This is a genomic window from Enterobacter cloacae complex sp. 2021EL-01169 (assembly GCF_020733125.1).
Classification (GTDB): Bacteria; Pseudomonadota; Gammaproteobacteria; order Enterobacterales; family Enterobacteriaceae; genus Enterobacter; species Enterobacter roggenkampii.
Genome location: NZ_JAJFTC010000001.1, coordinates 636,775 through 663,678 on the forward strand (window position 1 = coordinate 636,775; position 26,904 = coordinate 663,678).

At 55.8% G+C, this 26,904-nt stretch carries 26 protein-coding genes and 1 pseudogene; 11 read left to right on the forward strand and 16 right to left on the reverse strand.

What is annotated here, in order from left to right:
• Positions 1-13 precede the first annotated feature (13 nt).
• The gene (locus LLF79_RS02915; RefSeq protein WP_045418745.1) at positions 14-907 is read left to right on the forward strand and encodes a LysR family transcriptional regulator; all 894 of its coding nucleotides are present in this window, start codon (positions 14-16) and stop codon (positions 905-907) included.
• Here the strand turns inward: LLF79_RS02915 and fumA are convergent.
• Together fumA and LLF79_RS02925 are read right to left on the reverse strand one after the other, a co-directional pair.
• Positions 896-2,545, reverse strand: coding sequence for a class I fumarate hydratase FumA (gene fumA / locus LLF79_RS02920; RefSeq protein ID WP_227879078.1), 1,650 nt, complete (start codon positions 2,543-2,545; stop codon positions 896-898). The two genes, LLF79_RS02915 and fumA, sit on opposite strands and share 12 nt — an antisense overlap.
• A 52-nt stretch (positions 2,546-2,597) precedes the next feature.
• Complete coding sequence (locus tag LLF79_RS02925; RefSeq protein ID WP_008500292.1) at positions 2,598-4,106, reverse strand: anion permease; 1,509 nt, start codon at positions 4,104-4,106, stop codon at positions 2,598-2,600.
• Between the two features lie 609 nt (positions 4,107-4,715).
• On the opposite strand from LLF79_RS02925, the gene LLF79_RS02930 reads away from it, so the two are divergent.
• Positions 4,716-7,496, forward strand: coding sequence for a flavocytochrome c (locus LLF79_RS02930; protein WP_227879079.1), 2,781 nt, complete (start codon positions 4,716-4,718; stop codon positions 7,494-7,496).
• A gap of 94 nt (positions 7,497-7,590) precedes the next feature.
• Complete coding sequence (locus tag LLF79_RS02935) at positions 7,591-8,553, forward strand: FAD:protein FMN transferase (protein WP_227879080.1); 963 nt, start codon at positions 7,591-7,593, stop codon at positions 8,551-8,553.
• Here the strand turns inward: LLF79_RS02935 and dcuR are convergent.
• The gene (gene dcuR, locus LLF79_RS02940) at positions 8,534-9,253 is read right to left on the reverse strand and encodes a two-component system response regulator DcuR (protein ID WP_008500296.1); all 720 of its coding nucleotides are present in this window, start codon (positions 9,251-9,253) and stop codon (positions 8,534-8,536) included. The two genes, LLF79_RS02935 and dcuR, sit on opposite strands and share 20 nt — an antisense overlap.
• Positions 9,250-10,866, reverse strand: coding sequence for a sensor histidine kinase (locus LLF79_RS02945; RefSeq protein ID WP_227879081.1), 1,617 nt, complete (start codon positions 10,864-10,866; stop codon positions 9,250-9,252). The genes dcuR and LLF79_RS02945 overlap by 4 nt, the downstream gene beginning before the upstream one ends.
• Before the next feature lie 165 nt (positions 10,867-11,031).
• On the opposite strand from LLF79_RS02945, the gene LLF79_RS02950 reads away from it, so the two are divergent.
• The gene (locus tag LLF79_RS02950; protein ID WP_023293868.1) at positions 11,032-11,895 is read left to right on the forward strand and encodes an N-acetylmuramic acid 6-phosphate etherase; all 864 of its coding nucleotides are present in this window, start codon (positions 11,032-11,034) and stop codon (positions 11,893-11,895) included.
• A gap of 56 nt (positions 11,896-11,951) precedes the next feature.
• Here LLF79_RS02950 and ompC read toward each other — a convergent pair whose 3' ends face one another.
• On the reverse strand, positions 11,952-13,115 hold the full coding sequence (gene ompC / locus LLF79_RS02955; RefSeq protein ID WP_227879082.1) for a porin OmpC: 1,164 nt from the start codon (positions 13,113-13,115) through the stop codon (positions 11,952-11,954).
• A gap of 284 nt (positions 13,116-13,399) precedes the next feature.
• On the opposite strand from ompC, the gene LLF79_RS02960 reads away from it, so the two are divergent.
• From LLF79_RS02960 to LLF79_RS02970, 3 genes are all read left to right on the forward strand, one after another.
• Positions 13,400-14,101 (forward strand): phosphohydrolase, encoded by a 702-nt coding sequence (locus tag LLF79_RS02960; protein WP_059360966.1) that lies wholly within the window; start codon positions 13,400-13,402, stop codon positions 14,099-14,101.
• 61 nt (positions 14,102-14,162) lie between these two features.
• Positions 14,163-15,578 (forward strand): DNA cytosine methyltransferase, encoded by a 1,416-nt coding sequence (locus LLF79_RS02965; protein WP_039266684.1) that lies wholly within the window; start codon positions 14,163-14,165, stop codon positions 15,576-15,578.
• Positions 15,559-16,050 carry a very short patch repair endonuclease gene (locus tag LLF79_RS02970; RefSeq protein WP_008500303.1) on the forward strand — a complete coding sequence of 164 codons (492 nt, stop codon included), beginning with the start codon at positions 15,559-15,561 and terminating at the stop codon, positions 16,048-16,050. The genes LLF79_RS02965 and LLF79_RS02970 overlap by 20 nt, the downstream gene beginning before the upstream one ends.
• Here LLF79_RS02970 and yedA read toward each other — a convergent pair.
• Positions 16,022-16,936 (reverse strand): drug/metabolite exporter YedA, encoded by a 915-nt coding sequence (gene yedA / locus LLF79_RS02975; RefSeq protein ID WP_021241392.1) that lies wholly within the window; start codon positions 16,934-16,936, stop codon positions 16,022-16,024. The genes LLF79_RS02970 and yedA overlap by 29 nt on opposite strands.
• Before the next feature lie 178 nt (positions 16,937-17,114).
• Between yedA and LLF79_RS02980 the strand changes: the two genes are divergently transcribed.
• The 3 genes from LLF79_RS02980 (at position 17,115) to dgcQ (ending at position 20,061) form a co-directional block, all read left to right on the forward strand.
• The gene (locus LLF79_RS02980; RefSeq protein WP_008500306.1) at positions 17,115-18,026 is read left to right on the forward strand and encodes a DUF808 domain-containing protein; all 912 of its coding nucleotides are present in this window, start codon (positions 17,115-17,117) and stop codon (positions 18,024-18,026) included.
• A 78-nt stretch (positions 18,027-18,104) separates the two neighbouring features.
• Positions 18,105-18,287 (forward strand): YodC family protein, encoded by a 183-nt coding sequence (locus tag LLF79_RS02985; RefSeq protein WP_008500307.1) that lies wholly within the window; start codon positions 18,105-18,107, stop codon positions 18,285-18,287.
• A gap of 73 nt (positions 18,288-18,360) precedes the next feature.
• A complete protein-coding gene (gene dgcQ / locus LLF79_RS02990; RefSeq protein ID WP_021241391.1) occupies positions 18,361-20,061 on the forward strand; it encodes a cellulose biosynthesis regulator diguanylate cyclase DgcQ in 1,701 nt (566 codons plus the stop codon).
• Here the strand turns inward: dgcQ and LLF79_RS02995 are convergent.
• Positions 20,046-20,846, reverse strand: coding sequence for a mannosyl-3-phosphoglycerate phosphatase-related protein (locus tag LLF79_RS02995; RefSeq protein ID WP_032652560.1), 801 nt, complete (start codon positions 20,844-20,846; stop codon positions 20,046-20,048). The two genes, dgcQ and LLF79_RS02995, sit on opposite strands and share 16 nt — an antisense overlap.
• A 301-nt stretch (positions 20,847-21,147) precedes the next feature.
• Positions 21,148-21,375 carry a YodD family peroxide/acid resistance protein gene (gene yodD, locus LLF79_RS03000; RefSeq protein WP_008500310.1) on the reverse strand — a complete coding sequence of 76 codons (228 nt, stop codon included), beginning with the start codon at positions 21,373-21,375 and terminating at the stop codon, positions 21,148-21,150.
• 136 nt (positions 21,376-21,511) lie between these two features.
• Between yodD and dsrB the strand changes: the two genes are divergently transcribed.
• A complete protein-coding gene (gene dsrB, locus LLF79_RS03005; protein ID WP_008500312.1) occupies positions 21,512-21,700 on the forward strand; it encodes a protein DsrB in 189 nt (62 codons plus the stop codon).
• Positions 21,701-21,807: 107 nt separating this feature from the next.
• Here the strand turns inward: dsrB and rcsA are convergent, their stop codons facing one another.
• The 8 genes and pseudogenes from rcsA to fliL form a co-directional block, all read right to left on the reverse strand.
• The gene (gene rcsA, locus LLF79_RS03010) at positions 21,808-22,431 is read right to left on the reverse strand and encodes a transcriptional regulator RcsA (protein WP_227879083.1); all 624 of its coding nucleotides are present in this window, start codon (positions 22,429-22,431) and stop codon (positions 21,808-21,810) included.
• Positions 22,432-22,718: 287 nt separating this feature from the next.
• Positions 22,719-23,511 (reverse strand): annotated as a pseudogene (fliR, locus tag LLF79_RS03015) (flagellar biosynthetic protein FliR); the annotation flags it as partial.
• Between the two features lie 7 nt (positions 23,512-23,518).
• The gene (gene fliQ, locus LLF79_RS03020) at positions 23,519-23,788 is read right to left on the reverse strand and encodes a flagellar biosynthesis protein FliQ (protein WP_008500315.1); all 270 of its coding nucleotides are present in this window, start codon (positions 23,786-23,788) and stop codon (positions 23,519-23,521) included.
• A 9-nt stretch (positions 23,789-23,797) separates the two neighbouring features.
• The gene (gene fliP, locus LLF79_RS03025) at positions 23,798-24,535 is read right to left on the reverse strand and encodes a flagellar type III secretion system pore protein FliP (protein ID WP_008500316.1); all 738 of its coding nucleotides are present in this window, start codon (positions 24,533-24,535) and stop codon (positions 23,798-23,800) included.
• Complete coding sequence (gene fliO / locus LLF79_RS03030) at positions 24,535-24,909, reverse strand: flagellar biosynthetic protein FliO (protein WP_227879084.1); 375 nt, start codon at positions 24,907-24,909, stop codon at positions 24,535-24,537. Before fliO ends, fliP begins: the two co-directional genes overlap by 1 nt.
• 2 nt (positions 24,910-24,911) lie before the next feature.
• Complete coding sequence (fliN, locus tag LLF79_RS03035) at positions 24,912-25,325, reverse strand: flagellar motor switch protein FliN (RefSeq protein ID WP_008500318.1); 414 nt, start codon at positions 25,323-25,325, stop codon at positions 24,912-24,914.
• Positions 25,322-26,326, reverse strand: coding sequence for a flagellar motor switch protein FliM (gene fliM / locus LLF79_RS03040; RefSeq protein WP_008500320.1), 1,005 nt, complete (start codon positions 26,324-26,326; stop codon positions 25,322-25,324). The genes fliN and fliM overlap by 4 nt, the downstream gene beginning before the upstream one ends.
• Before the next feature lie 4 nt (positions 26,327-26,330).
• Entirely contained in the window at positions 26,331-26,801 is a 471-nt protein-coding gene (fliL, locus tag LLF79_RS03045; RefSeq protein WP_021241388.1) for a flagellar basal body-associated protein FliL, read from the reverse strand.
• Positions 26,802-26,904: the final 103 nt, after the last annotated feature.

Sequence of the window (26,904 nt, forward strand, 5' to 3'; positions counted from 1 at the left end):
GAGGGAGCGTAGCGTGGCGGGACTGATTTACTCTTTTGCACAGCTCGAGGCATTTACCGCCGTGGCCGAGAATGGGAGCCTCAGTAAAGCCGCGGTGGCGCTGAAGAAGGACCGCACGACGCTTCGCGATCTGGTTGATTTTCTTGAGGATGGGTTGGGCTACGCGCTGTTTATTCGCGACGGCCGCACCCTGCGGCTCACGCCCGAAGGGGAACAGCTTCAGCGCCAGGCGCACCTCCTGATGCGGCAGGTAAAAGCCTTTGAGGCGTTTGCCAGAGAGGTGCCGCACGGTGCCACGCAGGACCTGACGCTGGTCTACGATCCTTTTACGCCCAGAGCCTTTCTGCACGGGGTGATTGCTGACATGGCGGTGCGAAAAATCCGCCTGAGCCTTATCTGCGCCTCGCGGGATGAATCGGAACGGCTGCTGGCGAATAACGACGCGGATCTGGCCATCTGCCAGGCGCGCAACCGCAGCGTGGGCAACGACATGGAGTGGCGTGCCCTGGGGGCCATCGAGATGGATTTTTATGCCGCCAGCGGGCTGTTTGCGGACAGTGCTTCCCCTCTGTCGCTGCTCGATCTCTCCCTGGTACCTCAGCTCGTCATGCACCCCGCCTCGGACGAGCCGGTGGCGCGCCGCCTGCAGATTTCCGGGCATACCCTCTTTACCAATGAGCCGGAGATGCTGCGCGGTCTGCTGGAGCGCGGCTGCGGCTGGGGATTCTTACCGACGCATTTTCACGCCGGGCAGTGGCAAAACGTAAAAAGGCTGCACACCGAAGTGGGCAGCCAGGGGATTGGTCAGACGATGGTCACCATCTGGAAGCCGGGGAGCGACAAGCGCAGCACAATCGCTGAAACGCTGTCGCTCTTGCCGGACGTATGGAAGCAATCAGCGCTGTGAACAGCCTTTACACTGCTGGTTCTGGATCTGCTGGAAGAAATCGTTGCCTTTGTCATCCACCAGGATAAACGCCGGGAAGTTCTCGACCTCGATCTTCCAGATAGCTTCCATGCCCAGCTCAGGATACGCCATGCACTCCAGGCTCTTGATGCTGTTTTGCGCCAGCACCGCCGCCGGGCCGCCGATGCTGCCCAGGTAGAAGCCGCCGTGCTTATGGCAGGCGTCCGTCACCTGCTGGCTGCGGTTGCCTTTCGCCAGCATGATCATGCTCGCGCCGTGGGACTGCAGTAGGTCTACGTACGAATCCATGCGCCCTGCCGTGGTTGGGCCGAGGGAGCCAGACGCGTAGCCTTCCGGCGTTTTGGCCGGGCCCGCGTAGTAGATCGGGTGATCTTTGACGTACTGCGGCAGTTCCTCACCGTTGTCGATTAGCTCTTTCAGCTTCGCGTGGGCGATGTCGCGCGCCACGATGATGGTCCCGTTCAGCGACAGGCGGGTAGAGACCGGGTGCGCGGAAAGCTGCGCCAGGATCTCATTCATCGGCTTGTTCAGATCGATGCTAACCACGTCGCCTTCACCCTGCTGGCGCAGTGATTCAGGAATGTACTGGCCCGGGTTGTGCTCCAGCTTCTCAATCCAGATCCCGTCGCGGTTGATTTTCGCTTTGATGTTGCGGTCCGCGGAGCAGGAGACCCCCATGCCGATAGGGCAGGAGGCGCCGTGGCGCGGCAGGCGGATCACGCGGATGTCGTGGGCGAAGTATTTCCCGCCAAACTGCGCGCCGAGGCCGAGGTTCTGGGCTTCCTGGAGCAGCTCCTGTTCGAGCTGAACGTCGCGGAACGCCTGGCCGTGTTCGTTACCTTCCGTTGGCAGCGCGTCGTAGTAGCGCGTGGAGGCCAGCTTCACGGTTTTCAGCGTGGCTTCCGCCGAGGTGCCGCCGATCACGAACGCGATATGGTACGGCGGGCAGGCCGCGGTACCGAGAGTGCGCATCTTCTCAACCAGATAGTTTTTCAGCTTCGCCGGGGTGATCAGCGCTTTGGTTTCCTGGTAGAGATAGGTTTTGTTGGCAGAACCGCCGCCTTTTGCCATGCACAGGAATTTGTACTCATCGCCGTCAGCGCTGTAGAGGTCAATCTGCGCCGGCAGGTTGGTGCCGGTGTTCACCTCTTTATACATATCCAGCGCCGCATTCTGGGAGTAGCGCAGGTTGTCTTCAATGTAGGTGTTGTACACCCCCTGACTCAGGGCCGCTTCGTCACCGCCGCCGGTCCAGACGCGCTGGCCTTTTTTACCCATGATGATCGCCGTGCCGGTATCCTGGCAGGTTGGCAGCACGCCTTTAGCGGCGATTTCAGAGTTACGCAGGAACTGCAGGGCAACGTACTTATCGTTCTGGCTGGCTTCCGGATCGTTAAGAATGGCGGCGACCTGCTGCTGGTGGGAAGGACGCAGCATAAATGCGGCGTCGTGGAACGCCTGCTGCGCCAGCAGCGTCAGCGCCTCTGGCTCGACTTTCAGGACTTCCTGGCCTTCGAACTCGGCAACGGAAACGTGCTCTTTGGTCAGCAGATAGTATTCGGTGTCGTCGTGCGCCAGTGGGAAGGGGTTTTGATAAAAAAACGGTTTGTTTGACATAGCTTGCTCCAAAAAAATAAAACCGCCGGAGGAGAAGTCCGGCGGTCAGGAATCAGAACATCATGGACATCCACGGATAGCCAATCAGCAGCAGGGCCGCCAGGAAGATGGCACCGAAGATGGTGCCGAGGCGCCAGTAGTCTTTGGTTGGCAGGTAGCCGCTACCGTAGTAGATCGGGCTTGGGCCAGTGCCGTACGGGGTGATGATCCCCATCACGCCCAGCGAGGTCACCATCAGCAGAACGAACACTTCCATATTCATGCCCGGGATGGTGGAGGCGATGGTCAGCATCGCTGGCAGCAGCGCCGTGGTGTGCGCGGTGGTGCTGGCAAACAGGTAGTGCAGCAGGTAGAACGCCAGCAGCAGCACGATGGTCGCTACGCCCGGAGAGATACCGCTCATCAGCAGACCGCCTTCTTTACCTAACCAGCTGATAAAGCCGGTAGAGGAGAGGCCATCCGCCAGCGCCACCAGGGTGGCGAACCAGACGAAGGTGTTCCACGCGGCTTTATTACCGGTGATGTCGTTCCACTCCAGCACGCCGGTCCACAGCATCAGGCCGACGATAAGCAGGGCAGCCATAGCCGGTTCAATCCACGCGGCGGCAAAGATCCACATCAGCAGCGCACAGCACACGAACACCAGCAGCAGGATTTCATTGCGGGACAGTTTGCCCAGTTTTTCCAGTTCACGGGTCGCCCACAGCGGCACTTCGTTGTTTACCTTCACTTCAGGCGGGTAGAACCAGTAGGCCAGCAGCGGCATGGCCAGAATCAGCAGGATACCCAGCGGCAGGAAGGCGAGGAACCAGGTCCCCCAGGAGATATCGATTCCAACCGTACTTTTCACCAGCGCCAGGGCCAGCAGGTTCGGCGCAAGTGCGGAGAGGAACATTGAGCTGGTGATACAGGCCGCGGTGATCGCCACCCACATCAGATACGAACCAATCTTACGCGCGCTTGGGTCGTTCGGTTTTGAACCGTACAGCGGCGGCAGGTTAGCGATGATCGGGTAGATGGTCCCGCCGCTGCGCGCGGTGTTGGACGGGGTGAACGGTGCCAGCAGCAGGTCAGCAAACGTAATCGCGTAACCGAGCGTCAGGCTGCGACGGCCGAGGTATTTCACCAGAATCAGCGCCAGACGGCGGCCGAAGCGGGTTTTGTCATAGCCTGCGGCGAACATAAAGGCACCGAAAATCAGCCAGACGGTAGAGTTACCAAACCCGCTCACCGCCCATTTAAAGGAGGCGCCCGCCAGCTTGAATTTCGGATCAGCCAGCTGTTCCGGGCTGAACAGCACCCACTGGCTGCACAGCGCAATGGCGACCACGCCGGTGAGGCCGATCACCGCGCCCGGCAGCGGTTCGAAGATCAAACCGACGATCACGCCAACGAAGATAGCGAAATAGTGCCACGCGTAAGGAGGCAGGCCTTCCGGTACCGGAACAAACAGCAGCAGTACGGCGACGATGACGGGCAGTGCCATCATCAGCAGACGTTTTGCGTTTCCATTTGATGCCTGGTTCGCCACAGGGGGCGTTACAGCAGTTTTTGTATTCATAGTTTCACGTCTTAAGTTGTCAAAGATTCGGTCGTACTGAAAAACAAAATCACTTTCTTAAGTTTCTTTGCTTTTTTTAGTTATTAAAGGTGCGATTTTGTATTTTCAGTAATAGCAATTTAACGCTTTTGTGGAGGCGCTAAATTAAAAATTGATGATGTTTTTATATTGCGCTTTTGGATGCCATAACTATTGATCGCGATCAAAAAAATAGAATTGCAGCGTTATTTTTATGCTTTTATTAATAACCACTCTGGCGTAAGTGGGTATTCTCTTTTTTATTGGTTTATTTTATCATTTTTGTAACATTTTTATTTTATGTTATTTTATAAGTGTTTGCTTTATTTGTTGTTTTTAGTGATGTGGAGAAGTGGTTTTACCAATCATTATTTAACGAATTTTAAATTATTGTGAATGGCTAAATGACATTCGCTAACACCAATGTGTTAATTGTGTTATTGCAGGGATTAAATAGTTTTTTAACTAACGTAATAACTTTAGAAACTAAAGAAATCATTATATTAATATCATGACATCGGCAAATAACGACGAACTAAAAAATTAATCCGATAACGAATTCTTAATTTTAAAAAGTTTGGAGTTTCAATTATGAGCACTAACGAACGTATTCTTAGCCCCTTCACATTACCGAATGGCACTGAACTGAAAAACCGTTTGTTAATGGCCCCTATGACCACCTGCACCGGCTATTACGACGGCACCGTCACCAGCGAACTGGTGGAGTACTATCGTGCCCGTTCCGGAAGCATCGGCACCATCATTGTGGAGTGCTGCTTCGTCGACGATCTCGGTCTCGCCTTCCCGGGCGCGATCGGGATTGATAATGACGAGAAAATTGCCGGGCTGGCGAAAATCGCGGAGGCGATCAAATCCAAAGGATCTAAAGCCCTGCTGCAGATCTACCACGGCGGCCGCATGGTCGACCCGAAACTGATCGGTGGCCGTACGCCGGTTGGCCCAAGCGCTGTTGCCGCGCCGCGTGAGGGCGCTGCAACGCCAGTGGCACTGACTGGCGAAGAAGTGGAAGGCATGATCGGCAAGTTTGGTGAAGCGGTGCGCCGCGCCATCCAGGCCGGGTTCGACGGCGTGGAAATCCACGGGGCAAACACCTATCTGATTCAGCAGTTCTATTCGCCAAACTCTAACCAGCGCGATGACGAGTGGGGCGGCAGCCGCGACAACCGCGCGAAGTTCCCGCTGGCAGTACTGGATATCACCCACAAAATGGTGCGCCAGTACGCGGACGACGCCTTTATTATTGGCTACCGCTTCTCTCCTGAAGAGCTTGAAGTGCCGGGCATCCGCTTTGAAGACACCATGTACCTGCTGGAAAAACTGGCGGCTCGCGGCGTGGACTACCTCCACTTCTCCGTCGGCGCGACCCTGCGTCCTTCCATTGTTGACACCCAGGACCCGACGCCGCTGATCGAAAAATACTGCGCGATGCGTTCTGAAACGCTGGCTCAGGTACCGGTGATGGGCGTGGGCGGCGTGGTGAATGCCGCCGATGCCAATGGAGCGCTGGACCACGGTTACGACCTGATTGCCGTTGGCCGTGCCACCATCGCTTACCCGGACTGGACCGACCGCATCGCGGCCGGGGAAAACCTGGAGCTGTTTATGGACAGCACCCAGCGCGAGGCGCTGAACATTCCTGAGCCGCTGTGGCGCTTCTCGCTGGTGGAAGCGATGATCCGCGACATGAGCATGGGCGAATCGAAATTCAAACCGGGCATGTTTACTGAGAAGGTGCAGGACGACGCGAACGAGCTGGTGATTAACGTCAGTCTGGAAACGGACCGCATTGCAGACATCGAGCTGGCCTCTGGCCCGAGCGAAGACGTTGAGTTTGTCACCAGCTTTGAAGAGATCCGCACCCGCATTCTGGATGCCAACACCCCGCACGTGGATGCCATCACCGGCGCAACCAGCCAGAGCGAGGCGGTGAAGAAAGCGGTCTCTAAAGCGATGCTGAAATCCAGCAAAGCGCTGGCCGCGGAAGAGGGCGTTGACCCGAACGAAACCCGCAGCGTGGACGTGGTGGTTGTCGGCAGCGGCGGCGCCGGTCTGGCGGCGGCGATTCAGGCGTACGACGAAGGCGCGAGCGTGCTGATAGTTGAGAAAATGCCAACCATCGGTGGCAACACCATTAAAGCCTCTGCCGGGATGAACGCCGCAGAAACCCGCTTCCAGCGCGTGAAGGGCATTCAGGACAGCAAAGAGCTGTTCTACCAGGAAAGCCTGAAAGGTGGCGGCAACAAGAACAACCCGGAACTGCTGCACCGCTTCGTTGAGAACGCGCCGCAGGCGATTGAATGGCTGGCAACCCGCGGCATCATGCTGAACGACATCACCACCACCGGCGGGATGAGCATTGACCGTACCCACCGTCCAAAAGACGGCTCAGCGGTCGGCGGCTACCTGATCAGCGGCCTGGTGCGTAACGTCAACAAACGCAACATTGAGGTGATGCTGGATACCTCCGTCAGCGACATCCTCTTCGAAAACGGCGAAGTGACCGGCGTGCGCCTGACCACCGAAGAGAACGAAACCCTCACCGTGGCAGCGAAAAGCGTGATTGTCGCTACCGGCGGCTTCAGCGCTAACAGCCAGATGGTGGTGAAATACCGCCCTGACCTGGAAGGGTTCGTTACCACCAACCACAAAGGGGCGACCGGCGGCGGCATCGCGCTGCTGGAACGTATCGGGGCAGGTACGGTTGATATGGGCGAGATCCAGATCCACCCAACCGTTGAGCAGAAAACCTCGTACCTGATTTCCGAATCCATCCGCGGCGGCGGGGCGATTCTGGTCAATCAGAAAGGGGAACGCTTCTACAACGAAATGTCGACCCGCGATAAAGTCTCGGCGTCAATCATCGCCCTGCCGGAGAAATACGCATACATCGTCTTTGACGAGCATGTTCGCGCCAAAAACAAAGCCGCGGATGAGTACATCGCTAAAGGCTTCGTGACCAGCGCCAGCTCGCCAAAAGCGCTGGCGGAAGCGCTCGGCATGGATTACCACGCTTTCCTGGCGACCCTGGAACGTTACAACGGTTTCGTTGAAAAACAGCACGATGACGACTTTGGACGTACCACCGCGCTGCGTGCGCCAATCAATGAAGGGCCATTCTACGCCATTCAGATTGCACCGGGCGTGCACCACACCATGGGCGGCGTGACCATCAACACCGAAACCTGCGTGCTGGACAGCAACCACAACGTGCTGCCAGGCGCGTTTGCGGCCGGTGAAGTGGTCGGCGGGATCCACGGCGGCAACCGTATCGGCGGTAACGCAGTGGCAGATATCATCATTTTTGGTACCCTTGCAGGACATCAGGCGGCTCTGCGTTCGAAAAAGATGTAAGGCACCTGCTTCCCAGGCCGGATACGCGCAGCGATATCCGGCATTTTCCCCGGCGGCGCGGAGCTTGCCGGGGCTACTTCTGAGGACTCCTGCCATGCCTGATAGCCATCGCGTTTACAGCTACTCCGCCGTTCTGATGGGCTCGCCCATCCTCCTGAAACTCTTCTCCCATGACGAAGCCCTCGCGTCCCGCGTGTTTCGTCTGATCAAACAGTACGAAGATCTGCTCACCGTTAACCGCGCGCACTCGCAGGTGATGGACATTAACCATGCGGCGGGCCAGCATCCGGTCACCGTCAGTCGGCCGGTGTTTGATCTGATCCGCTGTGCAAAAGCGGCAAGCTTGCTCAAGGACAGCGCCTTTAATCTGGCGATCGGTCCGCTGGTGAAGCGCTGGAAGATTGGCTTTCAGGGGGACAGCGTTACGCCTGCCGATGAAATCGCGTCGCTGCTGGCGATAACCCGGCCCGAGGATGTTCTCCTTGATGAGGCCAGCAGCAGCGTGTTTCTGACCAGAGCGGGGATGGAGATCGATCTGGGAGCGATTGCCAAAGGCTATATCGCCGACCGGGTGCGGGATTACCTGCATAAAGAGGGCGCGGAGCTGGGGCTGATTAACCTCGGCGGCAACATTCAGACGTTAGGCTCGCCGGAAGGGGGCTGGAGCGTCGGGCTGAAAAAACCGTTCGCCGGAGATGCGCTGATCGGCACGATGATCGTTGAGAACGTCTCCGTCGTCACGTCGGGAACGTACGAGCGCTATTTTGAACAAGACGGCAAACGCTATCACCACATTCTTGATCCGCGCACCGGTTACCCGCTCGATAACGAACTGGACAGCGTCACCATCATTTCCAAAGATTCTATCGACGGCGATATCTGGACCACGCTGATGTACGGCATGGGCGTAGAGAAGGGCTGTGCCGCGCTGCGTGCGCGCCCCGACATTGAGGCCATCTTTGTGACCAAAACAAAAGAAGTGGTGTTCTCTTCAGCACACCACTTCCGCTTTACCCTGCTGGATGATACCTACCGCGTTACTGACAGTATTGCTTGAGCAGGCCCGTTTGCTCCGGCTGGAGACGGTAGCGATACACAGGACGCCCGGTGGCGCCGTAGTGAATGCTGGTGAACAGAATATTGATTTGCGCCAGCCAGATCAGGTATTTGCGGCAGGACACGCGAGAAATATTGACCGCGTTTGCCAGATCGTCGGTGGAAAACTCCGTCTCCGGGTGAGCGTCAATCCACTGGCAAATCGTGCGCAGCGTTTGCGGCGTTAACCCTTTCGGCAGCTTTTTGCTGTCCGCCAGTTCCGGCGCCCCGCCGTGGATCAGCCGGTCGACGTCCGCCTGCTCGTAATACTGGTGCGACCCCATCAGGCTGTGCTTTGCCTTCCAGCCGTTCAGCGCCTCTTCAAAGCGCGGGAACTGGAACGGCTTTATCAGATAATCCACCACGCCGTAGTGAATGGAGGTCTGGATCGTCGCGGCGTCGGCGGCCGAGGAGATCATGATCACGTCGATTGGGCGGCCGGATGCGCGAATCACGGGCAGCAGATCCAGCCCGTTATCCTGCTGCATATAGACATCCAGCAGCACCAGATCGACGGGCTGGCTGGGGTTATTAATGATGGCCTCGGCCTGGCTTAGCGTGGAGGCGACGCCGCAGCAGCTAAAGCCTTCAACACGGTTGACATACAGACGGTTGAGGTCGGCTACCATGGCGTCATCATCGACAATTAACACATTTATCACGCGATTTTCCTCTCGCTATCCCAGGGGATGTGAACAAAAAATTGGGTAAATACGCCGGGCTCAGACTCGACGGAGATATCGCCGCCAAGGTTCTGAATCTGCTGGCGAGCAAGGAACAGCCCAACGCCGCGGTTTTCACCTTTTGTTGAGAAGCCCTTTGTAAAAATAGACTCCAGCTGAGTGGGATCAATGCCGGGGCCATCGTCGCTGACTTCACTGCTGAGCCAGCCATTCTGATAATGCAGCAGCAGGCCGATCTCGCCCTCCTGCTGTCCTTCCATCGCGTCGAGCGCGTTTTCAATGAGGTTGCCCAGCGCGGTGATCAGCACCGCGACCTGCTCTTCACTTGCGGTATCCGGTATCTGGCTTTCATCCGCCAGCGTCAGGGTGACGCCCGCTTCTTTCGCCCGGTTGATTTTACCCAGCAGGAACCCGGCAACCACCGGGGATTTTACCTTGCTCTGTATCGTACCGATATCCGTCTGGTAATGATGTGCCGTCTGGAGAATGTACTCTTCCAGCTTGTCGTAGCGCTTAATATTCAGCAGGCCGAGTATCACATGCAGTTTATTCATAAACTCGTGGGTGTGGGCGCGCAGGGCATCAACGTAGTTAACCATGCCGTCCAGACGCTGCATCAACTGGCTGACTTCCGTTTTATCACGGAAGGTGGTGATGGCGCCGATCACCCGATCCTGACTTTTCACGGGGACCATGTTGCACAGCAATAGCCGACCGTTGCAGCTGATCTCCTGATCCTGGCGTGCGACGCCCGTCTTCGAGACGTCACGCAGGCTAGCCAGCAGGGGCGCGCTGGTGTTTTCGGTCTGCTTGCCGGCGGGGAGAAGCAATATTTCTCTGGCGGTCTGATTAATCATCGTCACGCGCCCGTGTATATCAACGGCCAGAACACCCTCGCGGAGCGACTGCAGCATCGCCTGGCGCTGTTCGAACAGGGCGGAGATTTCGTAGGGTTCGAGCCCGAACAGAATGCGCTTCAGAACCCGCACCAGACCCCAAATCGCCATAGAACTCATAAAAATACTGAACAAAATGGTCCAGACGGCGTTTAGCCGCCCGCGGGCGATCTGCTCTTCAACCTTATTCAGGGAGATTCCGACGACCACCACGCCAATCTGCTCGTGCTGGGCGTCGTAGACGGGCGTAAAAACGCGCAGCGCTTCGGCGAGCGCGCCCCGGTTAACCGAAACGTTCTCTTTGCCTTCCAGCGCGGGGGTTAAATCGTCACCGATAAAATGCAGCCCGAGCAGCGCCTCATTCGGATGAGAGTAGCGGATCCCGCGCATATCAGTGACCACGGTGAACAGCAGATCGTTTCGCTTCGTCACCGCCTGGGCGATGGGCTGAATAATGTTCTCCTGCGGTGCCTGCATCAGGCCGCGCTGGATCTCGGGGCTGTCGGCGAGGGTGCGGGCAATGCCGAGCGCGGTGTCTTTGACATCATCGCGCGTTGCGCGGGTGATCTGCACCGAATAGAGCGCAAAAACCACCAGCAGAACTGAACCGATAATCGCGCACACCATCAGCGTGACCAGCGTATTGAGTTTCATGGGGCGCTTGCGCGTCGGAAGGAAAGGCTGCAAATCGCTCATCAACACTCCGCGATGATTAAGTAAGAGGGTAATTATCGCCGATGACGCGCTTTTCTTAAAGCCATGTAAAAGCGTGGATTTGGTCCTCTTTTCGTGACCCTCCTCGCAGGTCATCTATATAAAACACTTTATAGTGTGTGGGTACTCATAATAAGGAGGCTGTTTATGAGCATTATGCTTACCGGTTCGGTCAAGGAAAGACGGCACGCCAGCACGATGAATATCGATAGATTGTCCACGCTGGACATGCTGAAAGTCATTCACCAGGATGATGCACTCATTTCTGCTGCTATCACCCCTTGTTTACAGACGATTGCCCGTGCGGTGGATAACGCTGCCGCGACCCTCAATCACGGTGGTCGCCTGGTCATTGTCGGGGCGGGGCCGTCTGGTCGTGTCGCGCAACAGGTTGCCGATGAGTATGCGCCGGGCAAAACCCCTGTGATGGCCGTAACGGCACAAGAGGGGGAAGGGAGCTACGAGCGCGGCGTTTCCGACCTGCAGGCCATTAAATTTGGTGAACACGATATGATGCTGGCCGTGACCGTCAGCGGAAAAACGCCGTGGGTCTGGGGAGCGATGCGGCATGCATGGTCGCTGGGTTCGCCGGTCGCCGTGATTACCGGTGATGCGCAAAGTGAAGCCGCGCAGCTGGCGAGTATGGTTATAGCCCCCGAACTGGGTGCCGATGTGGTGGCCGGCTATCTCAACACCAAAGCGGGGATCGCGCAAAAAATGATCCTCTCGATGATCGCTACCGGGCTGGCCGTTCGAACCGGGCGCGTATACAGCAACCTGCGGGTGGATCTTGAGGCAAGCAACACCAAATGGGCCGAACGTCAAATCGCCATTGTAATGGAAGCGGGGGGATGCTCCCGGGCGGAGGCAAAAGCGGCGCTGGAGAGCTGTAACCATCACTGTAAAACAGCGGTATTGATGGTGCTGACAGGGCTGGATGCGTGGAAAGCTCATGAGCTGCTGGCGCAGAATAACGGGTTTATCCGCGTGGCGCTGCAGGAAGCGCCGTAATATGTACCGTTAAGAAATAAAAAAGGCCGCAGATGCGGCCTTTGATATTTTAGAGGTTAGAACTGGTAGGTCATACCCACACCAACGATGTCGTCGGTGGAAATACCGTTGGCTTCGTAGAAGCTTTCATCGTTGTCCAGCATGTTGATTTTGTAGTCAACATAGGTAGAGAAGTTCTTATTGAAGCTGTAGGTCATACCCAGGTCGATGTAGTTAACCAGGTCCATGTCTCCATGCTGACCCTGAGGGTTACTGGCGTTGCCTGGATAGGTCATGTCGTTGCCCTTAGAGTAAACCCATGCCAGGGATGGACGCAGGCCGAAGTCGAACTGGTACTGTGCAACCGCTTCGAAGTTCTGAGTCTGATCCGCGATACCATAATCACCATAAGGCGTCATGTTGCGGGTTTCAGCGTACATCATCGCCAGATAGACGTTATTGGCGTCGTATTTCGCGCCGAGAGTCCACGCTTCAGCTGTTTTACCGCTCGCATAATGCGCGCTGTATTGGCCTGCCGCTTCCTGTTTGTTAGTACGGTCAGAAGAGGAATACGCCGCCCCCAGGCTCAGACCGGAGAGATCGCCAGAGAAGTCATAGGAGGTAGACATACCGAAGCCGTCACCGTTCTGGAAGCGTACATCTTTATGACCATTTTTCGTGCCTTCCTGGTCTTCTTGAGCAAACTGATCTTCATTTGCGCCCTGATACTGCAGCGCGATATTCAGACCCTCAACCAGACCGAAGAAATCACTATTACGGTAGGTAGCCAGACCGTTAGCACGGCCAACCATAAAGTTATCAGTCCAGGTGTAGGAATCACCGCCAAATACAGGCAGCATATCGGTCCACGCTTCAACGTCGTACACGACGCCGTAATTACGGCCATAATCAAATGAACCGTATTCGCCAAATTTCAGGCCAGCGTATGCCAGACGGTTAAAGGATTTATCACCCGCGCCTTCGGTATCGTTAGCGTAGGTTTTATATTCCCACTGGCCGTAACCGGTCAGGTCGTTAGTGATCTGGGTTTCGCCTTTGAAACCAATCTGTACATAGGTTTCATCGCCGTCGTCGCCAGGGTTGTCAGAGAAGGTATGACGCGCGTCGACCTTACCGTACAGGTCAACTTTATTGCCGTCTTTGTTGTACATTTCAGCCGCATTTGCTGCGCCTGCCATTAATAACGCGGGTACAAGTATTGCCAGAACTTTTCTTTTCATTATATATTCCCTTTAAAGATAATTTATATGAATATATGTAATTACCCTCCGTAATTACAGGGTTGATACTATTCCAGGAGATGTGATTTAGTTTCAAAAATAAATGTAATAAAATTCGATGAAATATTTCAAATTATTTCTATAAATCTCTTTATTTTTCCAGTGAATTAATTAATTGAATTTATAAGGGGTAATTATTATTAAATATTTCGCATTTCTATTTTTTAATTTATTTAATTTGGCTATGTTATAATTCATCCTCTTTTTAACAACAGGACATGACGATGGAACTGGCCCGGTGGCAGCATGGCTTTGAGCGCTGGCTCAAGGAAAATCATCAGAACGACGATACCGCACATGATATTTCGCATTTTCGACGGGTCTGGATGACGGCGCAAAAAATCATGGTTCACCACGCGGTCGAGCCGCGGGTGATTCTGGCCGCATGCTATTTTCACGATATTGTCAGCCTGCCGAAAAATCATCCCGAACGCAGGCAGTCGTCAAGGCTCGCCGCGCGTAAGACGAGCGACATTCTGCGCCGCGACTTTCCGGACTTTCCGCCAGAGCATATTGCCGCCGTCGCGCACGCGATTGAGGCGCACAGCTTTAGCGCCGAAATCGCGCCGCAGAGTATGGAAGCCAAAATAGTGCAGGACGCTGACCGGCTGGAAGCGTTAGGTGCTATCGGCCTGGCGCGCGTTTTTGCCGTCTCGGGCGCGCTGGGCGTGCCGCTATTTGACGCGGACGATCCCTTTGCCGATGCGCGATCCCTCGACGATAGGGCATTTGCCCTCGACCATTTTCAGACCAAGCTGCTGCGTTTGCCTGATACAATGCAGACGGAAATGGGCCGCGAACTGGCACGTCACAATGCCGATTTCCTGATCCAGTTTATGGCGAAACTCAGCGCCGAATTACACGGCGACTGCCTCGGGCTGGATAGCCAGGTGCTGAGCCGCTTCCGTCGCAGTTTGCGCAACTGAACTGTGGTAATCTGTTCCCAGTCTTTACTCTCCGGTTAAAAGAATGCAGGAAAATCGAGCAGTGAAAGAGCCCGCGCCCGCGCAGGCTGAGAAATCAACGGCAACGGTGCAGGCCTTACTGCGCCAGCTGTTGGATATCTATGATGCTAAAACGCTGGCCAGTCTGCTGGTGGCGCACGGCGAAAGCCACTGGAGCCCGGCGATCCTTAAACGTCTGCTGACCAGCGAGCGAGCAGGGCGTCGCCTGAGTGAAGGCGAGTTTCGTTATCTGCAAAACCTGCTTCCGCGACCTTCTGCCGCTCACCCGAACTATGCCTTCCGGTTTATCGATCTGTTTGCCGGTATCGGCGGTATTCGGCACGGTTTTGAAGCTATCGGCGGACAGTGCGTATTTACCAGCGAGTGGAACAAGCACGCCGTGCGGACCTATAAGGCCAACTGGTACTGCGACCCGCACGAGCATCATTTCAACGCCGATATTCGCGATGTCACCCTGAGCCATAAAAGCGGCGTGAGCGATGAGCAGGCCGCCGAGCATATTCGTCAGACGATCCCCGCGCATGACGTGCTGCTGGCCGGCTTCCCGTGCCAGCCTTTTTCGCTGGCCGGCGTCTCCAAGAAGAATGCCCTCGGACGCGCCCACGGTTTCGCCTGCGATACGCAGGGAACGCTGTTTTTTGACGTGGCGCGCATTATTGACGCCCGTCGTCCAGCCATTTTCGTACTGGAAAACGTCAAAAACTTAAAAAGCCACGACGGCGGGAAAACCTTCCGCATTATCATGCAAACGCTGGATGAGCTGGGTTATGACGTGGCCGATTCAGAGGACATGGGCGCGGACGATCCTAAAATCATTGATGGGAAACATTTCCTGCCCCAGCATCGCGAACGTATCGTGCTGGTGGGCTTCCGCCGCGATCTCAATCTGAAAGGGGATTTCACCCTGCGGGATATTCCTTCTCTGTATCCCGAGCGCCGTCCTACCGTGGCCGACCTGCTGGAACCGGCCGTCGACGCGAAATTTATCCTGACCCCGGTGCTGTGGAAATACCTCTACCGCTATGCCAAGAAGCATCAGGCGAAAGGCAACGGCTTCGGTTTTGGGATGGTCAACCCGAACGATCCGCACAGCGTCACCCGCACGCTGTCTGCTCGCTACTATAAAGACGGTGCGGAAATCCTGATCGACAGAGGCTGGGACAAAGCGCTGGGTGAAAAAGATTTCGACGATCCGCACAATCAGCGTCATCGCCCACGGCGCTTAACGCCGCGGGAATGCGCCCGGTTGATGGGCTTTGAAACGCCGCAAGGCTACGGTTTCCGCATTCCGGTTTCAGACACCCAGGCGTACCGCCAGTTTGGTAACTCGGTCGTCGTTCCCGCGTTTGCGGCTGTCGCAAAACTGCTGGCTCCGCGCATCAGACAGGCGGTGGCGCTACGCCAGAGTGAGGCCGTCAATGACGGACGTTCACGATAAGGCCACGCGCAGTAAAAACATGCGTGCCATCGGCACGCGTGACACCGCCATTGAAAAGCGCCTGGCCGCGCTGCTGACGCAGGCGGGCTTTGACTTTCGCGTGCAGGATCCCGCCCTGGCGGGGCGTCCCGATTTCGTCCTCGACGCCTGGCAGTGCATCATCTTTACTCACGGCTGCTTCTGGCACCATCACGACTGCTACCTGTTTAAAGTCCCCGCGACGCGCACCGATTTCTGGCTGGATAAGATTGGCAAGAACGTCGAGCGTGACAAACGGGATCTCTCAATGCTTATTGCGCAGGGCTGGCGGGTGCTGATCGTCTGGGAGTGTGCGCTGAGAGGCAGACTAAAGCTGAACGATACCGATCTGCGCGAACGGCTGGAAGAGTGGATCTGCGGCGGCGGTCAGACCGCGCAGATCGACACGCAGGGTATTCACCTGCTTACGGTTTCTCCACCTCACAAGGCGTGACCACCGGTTTTGCCGGCAGCAAATATTTGCCCAGCGTGACCAGCACGACGGCAAACACGATGATCCCTAAAGCAATCCATTCCACAGGAGAGAGCGTTTCTCCTCCCAGTCCTGTCCCGAGCAGCACGGCCACGACCGGGTTAACGTAGGCGTAGCTGGTGGCGACCGCCGGGGAGACGTTGCGGATCAGGAACATATAGGCGTTAATGGCGATGATAGAGCCAAACAGCGCCAGGTAGCCCACCGCGAGAAAGCCCGACAGGTCCGGCAGCGCGGTCAGCTTTTCTCCCGTCAGGGTGGAGGCCAGCAGCAGGACAATCCCCGCGGCGAGCATCTCAATCGCACCGGCCATCATGCCGGTCGGCAGTTCGATACGCGACCCGTAGACGGAGCCGAACGCCCAGCTCATCGAGCCGATCAGGATAATCACCGCGCCCCACGGATTCCCGCTCAGGTTGCCGCCGCTGTTGAGCAGAACAATGCCGGCCAGCCCAATCCCAATCCCCAGCCATTCCAGCTTGCGGGTGCGGATGCCGAAAAGACGGCTGAAGCAGAGGGTAAACAGCGGTACGGTGGCAACGACCACGGCGGCGATCCCGGACGGGACGTTCTGGTGCTCGGCAATCGTCACAAACCCGTTCCCCACTGCCAGCAGCAGCAGGCCGATCAGGGCGGCATTCAGCATCGGGCGCAGCGGGGGAAGCTTATGCCCGCGCAGCATCAGGAAGGCCAGCAGCAGGATACCCGCCGAAAGGAAGCGGATGCCCGCCATCATCAGCGGCGGCCAGCTTTCCACGCCGATGCGAATGACAAAGTAGGTTGAGCCCCAGATGATGTACAGCGAAAAGAGTGCCCCGATGAGCGGTAGCAATTGCCGGAAACGCATAATCCCTCACGTCGAAATAAAAAGGTCGCTGATAGTAAACGCGAAAACTATCGCGCTGGCGAGCCCTTTAATTGTGTAGCTGATGTGAATTTTTTGTTGACGTAAGGTGCCTGTTTCCGGGTTTGCGCTTTTGCTCCATACTATTCACTTAATTACCAAAAAATGAAGGATTAAGATTTTGGCAGGAAGTAGCTTATTAACATTGCTGGATGATATAGCCACCCTACTGGACGACATTTCCGTGATGGGGAAACTGGCGGCGAAGAAAACCGCAGGCGTGCTGGGCGATGATTTATCGCTTAACGCGCAGCAGGTGAGTGGGGTGAGGGCAAACCGTGAACTGCCGGTGGTGTGGGGCGTGGCGAAAGGTTCCTTCCTGAATAAGGTGATCCTGGTGCCGCTGGCGCTGCTGATCAGCGCCTTTATCCCCTGGGCCATCACGCCGTTACTGATGATCGGTGGGGCATTTCTCTGCTTCGAGGGCGTGGAGAAGGTGCTGCACTCCTTTAGCGCGCGCAAGCAGAGCGATACGCCGGAGGTGCGCCAGCAGCGTCTTGAAGCGCTGGCCGCGCAGGATCCGAAAACCTTCGAGCGCGATAAGGTCAAAGGCGCCATTCGTACCGACTTTATTCTGTCTGCAGAAATCGTCGCGATTACGCTGGGCATTGTCTCTGACGCGCCGCTTCTGAACCAGGTCCTGATCCTCTCCGGCATCGCGATTCTGGTCACCGTGGGTGTGTACGGTCTGGTGGGACTGATCGTCAAGCTGGACGATATTGGCTACTGGCTGGAAGAAAAGTCGAGCGCGGTGGCAAGAGGCATCGGCAAAAGCCTGCTGGTGCTGGCGCCCTGGCTGATGAAGAGCTTGTCGGTGGTGGGCACGCTGGCGATGTTCCTCGTAGGCGGCGGAATTGTGGTTCACGGCATTGCGCCGCTGCACCATGCCATCGAACATTTCTCCTCCACGCAGGGGGCCGTTATCGCGGCGATTCTGCCCACGCTGCTGAACCTGGTGCTGGGCTTTATCATTGGCGCTATCGTCGTTGCGGCGGTGAAGCTGGTTGAGAAAATTCGCGGTACGTCGCACTAATTGTTACCGTCGGCAGGATGCAAAAAGACCATTCCTCGTCTAAATTGAAACAGTTTCACCCTGATACAGGAGGCAGGTATGGTCTTTTTGGTCAGTGATGAAGTTAAGCCTAAAAAGGGCGGCCCACGTATGATCGTCACCGGGTATTCCAGCGGAATGGTGGAATGCCGGTGGCACGATGGCTATAGCATCAAGCGGGAAGCATTCCGTGAAGATGAGCTTCAGCCGGGGGACGGGCAGCACAAACGGGACAAGGCTTAATCACATAACGCCCGGCTTTGCCGGGCGTTTTTATCTCAGGTTTCGGGTATAGAGCAGTAATCAGGGAGTGTGTGTGCAGCGCGATACCTTTGTTGTAAGACAAACTTTTTTGCAATGGCTGCATAAGCGTAGCAATCCGGGGCGGATTGTTAATCTCTGTTTTCTGATCGTTCTGGTGTTTTCCACGCTCCTGACCTGGCGTGAGGTGGTGGTGCTGGAAGAGGCGTACATCTCCAGCCAGCGCAATCATCTGGATACGGTGGCCAGTTCGCTGGACAGGCAGTTACAGAACAGCGTCGACAGGATGCTGTTATTTCGCCAGGGTATGCATGATGCAATCGAGACGCCGCTGGCCTTTGATGTCCTACAGGATGCGGTGTCACGCTTTAACACCGTCCGCATGCTCCCCACCTGGCAGCTCGCCGTTGATAAAAAGCGCACCCTTCCCATCAACGGGGTCTCGGATGCGTTCGTGGATAAAACCACGCTTCTGAACCGGGACGCTGAGCGCATCAGTCATGAAATTTCTGCCGCGCTCGAAGTGGGGTATCTGCTCAGGCTGGCGTCATCGAGAGCGCAAACGGAAGCGCGGGTGATCTACGTCTCCCGCGCCGGTTTTTTCCTTTCCACGGATACGCCGGATCGGGCGGGTGATATTACCGCCCGCTATTATAATCTGGTCACGCAGTCCTGGTTTACCCAGCAGTCAGAGCGTAACAACCGCGCCCGCGCCGTGCGCTGGTTTATCTCCACGCCTTCATCCTGGACCGGGGATGAACGCACGATCACCGCCAGCGTCCCCATCTATTTCGATCATTACTGGTACGGCGTCGTGGCGATGGATTTTACATTAGACACGATGCAGCGTTTGCTGACCGACGCGACGGAAGACCGGACGGAGGGGGAGTATCAGCTGTACGATACCCGGCTTAATATGATTGCTACCTCAGCCCACGCGGGAAGCCCGGTTAACCAGTTTGACGAACGCGAAACGGCGCAGATTGCCCAGGCGATTGAGCATGATACCGGCGGCGGTATCCGCCTCGGGAGCCGGTTTATCACCTGGGAGCGGCTCGATCACTTCGATGGCGTCGTCCTGCGGATCCACACCCTGCACGAAGGGGTACAGGACGACTTCGGCAGTATCAGCATTGTGCTGGCGCTGCTGTGGGCGCTCTTTACCGCCATGCTGTTGATCTCGTGGCTGGTGATCCGTCGGATGGTGAGTAACATGTATACGCTTCAGCACTCGCTCCAGTGGCAGGCCTGGCACGATCCGCTGACCCGATTGAATAATCGCGGCGCGCTGTTCGACCGCGCAAAATTGCTGGCGGAAACCTGTCGTCAGCAGTCGCTGCCGTTCTCGGTGATTCAGATCGATCTCGACTATTTTAAAAACATCAACGACCGTTTCGGCCATCAGGCCGGTGATAAGGTGCTTTCCCATACGGCAGGCGTGATTGCCAGCGCGTTACGCAAGAATGACGTGGCCGGACGCGTCGGTGGCGAAGAGTTTTGTGTTGTCCTTCCCGGTCTTGGTCTGGAGGAGGCGAGAGGCGTCGCCGAACGCATTCGTTGCCGAATCAACAGTAAGGAGATCCTGGTGAAGAAGAGCACAACCCTGCGCATCAGCGCGTCACTGGGCGTCAGCAGCGCGGATGAAACGGGCAATTACGATTTTGAACAGCTGCAGTCCGTGGCGGACGCCCGGCTGTATCAGGCCAAGCAGAGCGGGCGTAACCGGGTCGTGTGGCGGGATCAGGACAGGAAATGATCCAGCCCCTCCTGCCAGCCCGCAGGCCCGGGCTGTTGGGTGTGATAGACCCGCGCGGGATTATCGTCCCGTAGCGTGATGCCCTGGCGGTTAATCCCCTTGATCACCACCGCGAAGTCCATGCTGTCGAGCAGCGGCGCATCGTTGGGACCGTCGCCGAGCCCTAGCGTGGTGGGTTCAATGTCTTCCTGCTCGCGATACCGTTCAATCAGCCAGTTAACCGCCACGTCTTTACCGCAGCGGGCGTCCAGAATATGCCAGAAGCGCGCCCCCTGCAGGCATTGCAGGCCGCTGTGCGCCAGTTCCTCTTCAAACTGAAGCAAGTTCTCGTCGGTATCGCGCCAGATCAGCGTGACGGAGGCTTCGTGCTTGCGGGCAAGCGTCGAACGGTAGCGCGTCAGTCCGGTCCACTCGCTAATAACGTGCTCATCCACATCGTCAAAGGTGGTGAATTTAAAGCCCGTCTGCAGGCGAATCTGCTCGATCCGCGGACGAATATCCCGGTGCGTCATCCCTCTAATCTGACGCTGGATATTGTCCCAGCGCACGTCAGGCTGAATCACCGCGCCGTTCTCGGCAATAAACGGCAGGCCTTCCAGCCCCAGATCCTGCTGAATATCCAGCATCTCTGCCGCGGTTTTGCTGCTGCAGAGAATGATCGGAATCTGGTTATCCTGCAGCCTGTCCAGCCAGGGCATGGCGGGTTGCCAGTCATAGGTATGAATATCCAGCAACGAGCCATCCAGGTCGGAAAAAATCAGCAAGGTATCCCGCAGTGAAGGCATAGTGACTCCCGGTGACGGATGCGTTTCTCTCTAAGAAAATTCCTAAAAAATATCCGAATTGTTAACCGGAGAAATGAGATTATTCCCTGGCAAACCCGCATTCGGCGTATGTTATTGCTCATAACCAAAAGCATTATGTTAAAAATATTATATTCATCCTAAGAATATATGCTTGTCAGACAAATTCGTTGGGGATAGTGTGGCATGTACATCAGATTTCCTGGTGTAACGAATTTTCAAGTGCTTCTTGCATAAGCAAGTTTTGATCCCGGTCATCCCCATGACCGGGATTTTTTTCGCCCTAACGATTGGCTTCCGACACGCTAAAGTCGTGAATATCGAGCTCGAAGGCCTCGGCCAGCTCGCGATAGGTGTGATAATCCCTTCCGTTGACAATGACGCGGTCCGAATTGTCGTCCGAGCGGCGGACTTCTGACTCGCTGATCTCATTGATGGCGGCCAGCAGGGCATCGACATCCACTTCGACTTCGCGCTTGATGGTATCGCTGTACTCTTTATCGGTCTTCATTGCGGGACTCCTCTTTCAACCTGCAAACGTGTCCAGGGTTAAGTATAGCCTGTGCATAAAAACGCCATTCACGCCGGGCGGCGATGTGCGTTTTTGCGTTTTGTTCTACACTGGCTCAAAACCAGAGGAGGAATGTATGAAGGTCAACGATCGGGTAACCGTTAAAACGGACGGTGGGCCGCGCCGCCCGGGTGTGGTGCTGGCAATTGAAGAGTTTAGCGAAGGTACAATGTACCTGGTATCACTGGAAGACTACCCGCTCGGCATTTGGTTTTTTAACGAACTGGGGCATCCGGACGGTATTTTTGTTGAGAAAGCAGACTAGCACGGCGTCGGGTAGCACATTGCGTGCCCGACACCCGCTGTAAAAGCAAAAATCTCTGGCCAGGCCAGAGATCAAAGGTAGGGTGCACAGGGACTTTTCTTAAGCGACTAACGCATGTTGACGAAAATCCCGTTCGTCACATTATCGGTCAGGCGTACCACGTGGTAGATCACTTGCTTATTATGCGTTTTAATTTTCCGTTTAATATTTCCTTTGTGTGATGAAACGGTTTTCGCTTTAATATTCATCTGGTCGGAGATCTGAATAGTTCCTTGTCCCGCCATCCACATTCGCAGCATACTTGATTCAGTCCTGCTTAATGATAGGGTGGGTAAGTTAACCGCTCCTACATTTTTAACTTCTTTATTCAAATAATCACCCAAAATGTCATCCAGCGACTCGGGTTTAATCGATTTAGAACTGATCAATAAATTTTTACGGACCAACAAATACTCATCGAAATGGATATTCGCGATGGCCATAAAAACAATAAACAGGGTTTTTGGATGCTGATTAATGATTTGCTTAATGTGCTGACTGTTGGCTGGATCGTGAATGAAACAGTCCTCATTAATAAACACCACGCCTGGTTTAAGTTCGTCACAAGCGGCTGCGAGTTCGTCAACGATGTGTGCATCGTTGATGTCTCTCTTTCTTACCCCTCTGCTTGCCAGGTACCCGGTTAACCCTAGCCGGGTGTAGCTGCATAAATCCATAATGATCGTTGACATGGCATACCCTCACTCAATGCGTAACGATAATTCACCATCTGCCTGAGAGCTCAAAACAGCCATACGGGATGGAAAAAAATAATAAACCTGTGAGCATGACAAAGACTTTCAGGCGGACTCACTATCCCGTAAAGTTACGTATAATTTGCCAGGAATCTTCTTAAAGTAAAGTAAATATTAAGTATTGTGAGGTGGTTAGAAACAATTAAACCGCGTCAGATATATCCTGGAAGATGTTTTTCGCGTTTTATTTTAGGAATATCCTCAGAAAGACAGTAACAACAGTGCGGGCTATTATTTACGTGGCAGTTCGCTAACAATATCCGCTAACAGGTTGAATATCTCGCCGAATAAATGTTCACAGAAGGGAGCGATAAGTGGCATCAGTAATGACATTAATAAAATTCCGACCGTCAGCGTCAGCGGAAAACCAATGACAAACACCGAAAGCTGCGGTGCCATTCGGTTGAGTAAACCTAACGCCAGGTTGACGGTCAGCAGCAGGGTGATGATCGGCAGCGCCAGCATCAGCCCGTTGAGGAAGATCAGCCCCGCCGCGCGGGTGAGGGCCAGAAACGCATTGCTGTTCACCGGATTTTCGCCAATCGGCAGCGTATGGAACGTGTCCACCAGCATGGAGATAAGCCACAGATGGCCGTTGAACGACAGGAACAGCAGCATGGCGAGCAGATCGATAATGCGCGCCAGCACGGGCATGTTGAGATGACTGCCAGGGTCAACAAACGTGGCGAACGATAGCCCCATCTGCAGGCCAATCAGTTCCCCCGCGGTACGCACCGCGGCAAAGGCGAGCTGCATGGTAAAGCCAACGGCGACGCCAATCATCACCTGCTGCAGGGCCACCCATACCGCATTGGCCGAGAAGATCGGAATATCCACCGGCGGAAGAGACGGTGCGACGATAATGGAGATGATGATGCCCAGCCCCACTTTGACACGCTTGGGGATCGATTTCTCGCTGAGAATGGGGGCGGTAGAGATCAGCGCCATGATGCGCAGCATCGGCCAGAAATAGACGCCGAGCCACTGAACCCACTGGTCGCTGGTGAAGTGCAGCATCGTCAGGTCAGCCGATGATGTACGGCAGGTTGGTAAACAGGTTGCGCATATAGTCCAGCAGCAGGTTGAGCATCCACGGCCCGGCCACGATAATCGCCACGAACACGGCGATAATTTTCGGGATGAATGACAGCGTCATTTCGTTAATCTGCGTGGCGGCCTGGAGAATACTGATAATCAGACCGGTAACCAGCGCGACAAGCAGCAGCGGCGCGGCAACGGCAATCGCGATTTTCATCGCCTCCGTGCCCATCATCATGACCGATTCGGGTGTCATTGCCGTTCCTTAACTGTAGAAACTCTGCGCCAGCGAGCTGACCAGCAGCTGCCAGCCGTCGACCAGCACAAAGAGCATGATCTTAAAGGGCAGGGCGATGGTCGCGGGCGGCACCATCATCATCCCGAGCGCCATCAGGACGCTGGCGATCACCAGGTCGATAATCAGGAACGGAATAAAGATGGTAAAGCCAATCTGGAATGCGGTTTTCAGCTCGCTGGTCACATAGGCGGGCAGCAGAATACGCATGGGTACCGCTTCCGGTCCCTGCAGCTCGCCGGTGTTGGACAGGCGGGCAAAGAGGGCCAGATCCGCTTCACGCGTCTGGCGCAGCATAAATTCCCGCAGCGGCTGCGCGCCTTTATCCAGCGCTTCCTGCATGGAGATTTTATCTTCGCTGAACGGCTGGTAGGCGTCGGTGTAAATCTTATCGATCACCGGCGACATAATGAAAAAGGTCAAAAACAGCGCCAGCCCGAGCAGAACCTGGTTTGGCGGAGCGGAAGGGGTGCCGAGCGCGTTTCGCAGCAGACCAAAAACGATGATGATGCGGGTGAAGCTGGTCATCATCAGCAGGATGGCCGGAATAAACGTCAGCGAGGTGATGAACACCAGCGTCTGAACCGGAAGCGACCAGCTTTGGCCGCCGCCCGCGAGCGGGGTAGAAACCAGACCGGGCAGTTGCGCATAGACCGCGGGAGCAAACAGGCCAACGCCCGCAAGCGTCAGGGATAACAAACGGCGCATCAGGATCTCCCGGAACGCTTAAGCAAACTCTTCATCACGGACTGGAAATCCGCAGGGGCCTCTGCACGCTCGTCCACCACAGCAGGGGCGGGCGGCAGTTTATGTAACACGCTGATGTTTGACGCCGCGACGCCCAGAACCAGGCGCGCATCGTCCACCTCGAGGATGACCACGCGTTCACGCGGCCCCAGCGTGGTGCTGGCGCTGACCTTCAGCCCGCGGGCACCGGCGGTTTTCCCCGCCAGGCCAAAGCGCTTCGCCAGCCAGGCGGCGATAAGAATAAAGGCAATAATACCGAACAACGCCCCGCTCACCTGGAGCAGAGGCGAGCCGGGAACGGCAGAAGGTTGCGATACTGTTGCCTGGGTTTTCATGCTTAACGGCTCAGACGACGCATACGTTCAGACGGGGTAATGATGTCGGTGATGCGTACGCCGTATTTATCGGCCACCACCACCACTTCACCCTGAGCAATCAGATAGCCGTTGATCAGGATATCCAGCGGCTCGCCGGCCAGACCGTCAAGGGCTACTACGGAGCCCTGCGTCAGGCGCAGCAGCTCTTTAATGGTCATGCGGGTGCGTCCCAGCTCAACGGTCAGCTTAACCGGGATATCCATAATCAGGTCGATATCCTGCAGCGTGCCGCTGACGTCACCGCCGCCAAGCTGCTGGAATACGGCATCCGCTGCGCTTTTGGCCGGGGTCGCTTTTTGCTCGTTTAACGCGTCAGCCCACAGATCGTCCAGTGCTCCGCTGTTTTCATCGGACGGATTGTTCATGTCACTCATTTGGGCTGTTCCTCATTCAGCGAATTCAAAATCGGGTTGATCAAGTGCTCAACGCGTAACGCATACTGACCGTTAATCGTGCCGTACTGGCTTGTCAGCACGGGGACACCATCCACATGGGCAATAATGCGGTCGGGTTTTTCTATCGGCAAAACATCACCGGGTTGTAATTTCAGGATCTGAGATAACCGCAGCGGGATATCGGCGAAGCTCGCCACCAGCTCAAGCTGCGAATGCTGGACCTGGCGGACCAGGTTTTCACGCCAGTTCTGGTCTTCGTTGCGGGAGTTCTCCAGCGGCGGGTTAACCAGCAGCTCACGCAGCGGTTCGATCATGCTGAACGGCAGGCAGATGTTGAACTCGCCGGTCAGGTTACCGATCTCCACGTGGAACGGCGTATTCACGACGATATCGTTCGGGGAGGTGGTGATATTGGTAAATTTCACCTGCATCTCAGAACGGACGTACTCCACTTCCAGCGGGTTAATCGCTTTCCACGCGTCGCTGTAGGACTCCAGCGCCAGCTTCAGCATGCGGTTAATGACGCGCTGTTCGGTGTGGGTGAATTCGCGACCTTCTACTTTGGTCGGGAAACGCCCGTCGCCGCCGAACAGGTTATCCACCGCAATGAACACCAGGCTTGGGGAAAACACCACCAGACCGGTGCCGCGCAGCGGCTTCAGATGAATCAGGTTAAGGTTGGTTGGCACCGGCAGGTTGCGGGCAAACTCGTGATACGGCTGAATGCGGATCGCACCGACTGTGATATCCGGGCTACGACGCAGCAGGTTAAACAGCCCCATACGGAACTGACGTGCAAAACGTTCGTTAATGATCTCCAGCGCCTGCAGACGTTCACGTACCACGCGACGCTGGGTATTCGGGTCATAGGGACGAATATCGCTATCGCCGCCAATACCCGGTTGCGGATCATCACTTTTATCGCTGTCGCCGTTGAGCAGCGCATCGATTTCTGCCTGAGAAAGAATACTGTCGCCCATGTCGTTACCGCAGAATGAAGGCTGTATACAGAACGTCAGTGACTTCCTGCTTAGGTTGGCCGTTTACCAGCGGGGTCGCCAGCGTTTGTTTAATGGCGTCGACCAGCTTTTGCTTACCCACATCGGTGGCCAGCGCCGAAGCGTCCTGACGAGAGAACAGCAGCAGAAGGCGGCTACGCACCTCCGGAAGATAATCATTCAGACGCGCGCGCGTGGCTTCATCCTTCAGGCGCAGCGTAATACCGACATACAGCACACGATCCGCGTCACCGAGGTTCACGGTGAAGGTGTCCAGAGGGAAAAATACCGGCGCCGGCGGTGGTGCAGGTTCGGCTTTGGCCGCAGCGGTCGAAGGTTCCTGCTGCATACGCCAGTAACTATAGCCCGCGGTAGCGCAGGCGGCGAGCGTGATCAACACCAGCAGCGGGATCCAGATGGAACGCTTACTTTTTTTGGTGATAGCGGAGTCAGTCATCTGATACGAGCTTCCTGTTTCGGTACAGCTTAATAAGGTGATTATCCCGTGTCCTGCTGTCGTCAAAGCGTGGAAAAGACGGGGATAATCACGCTACCTCTGG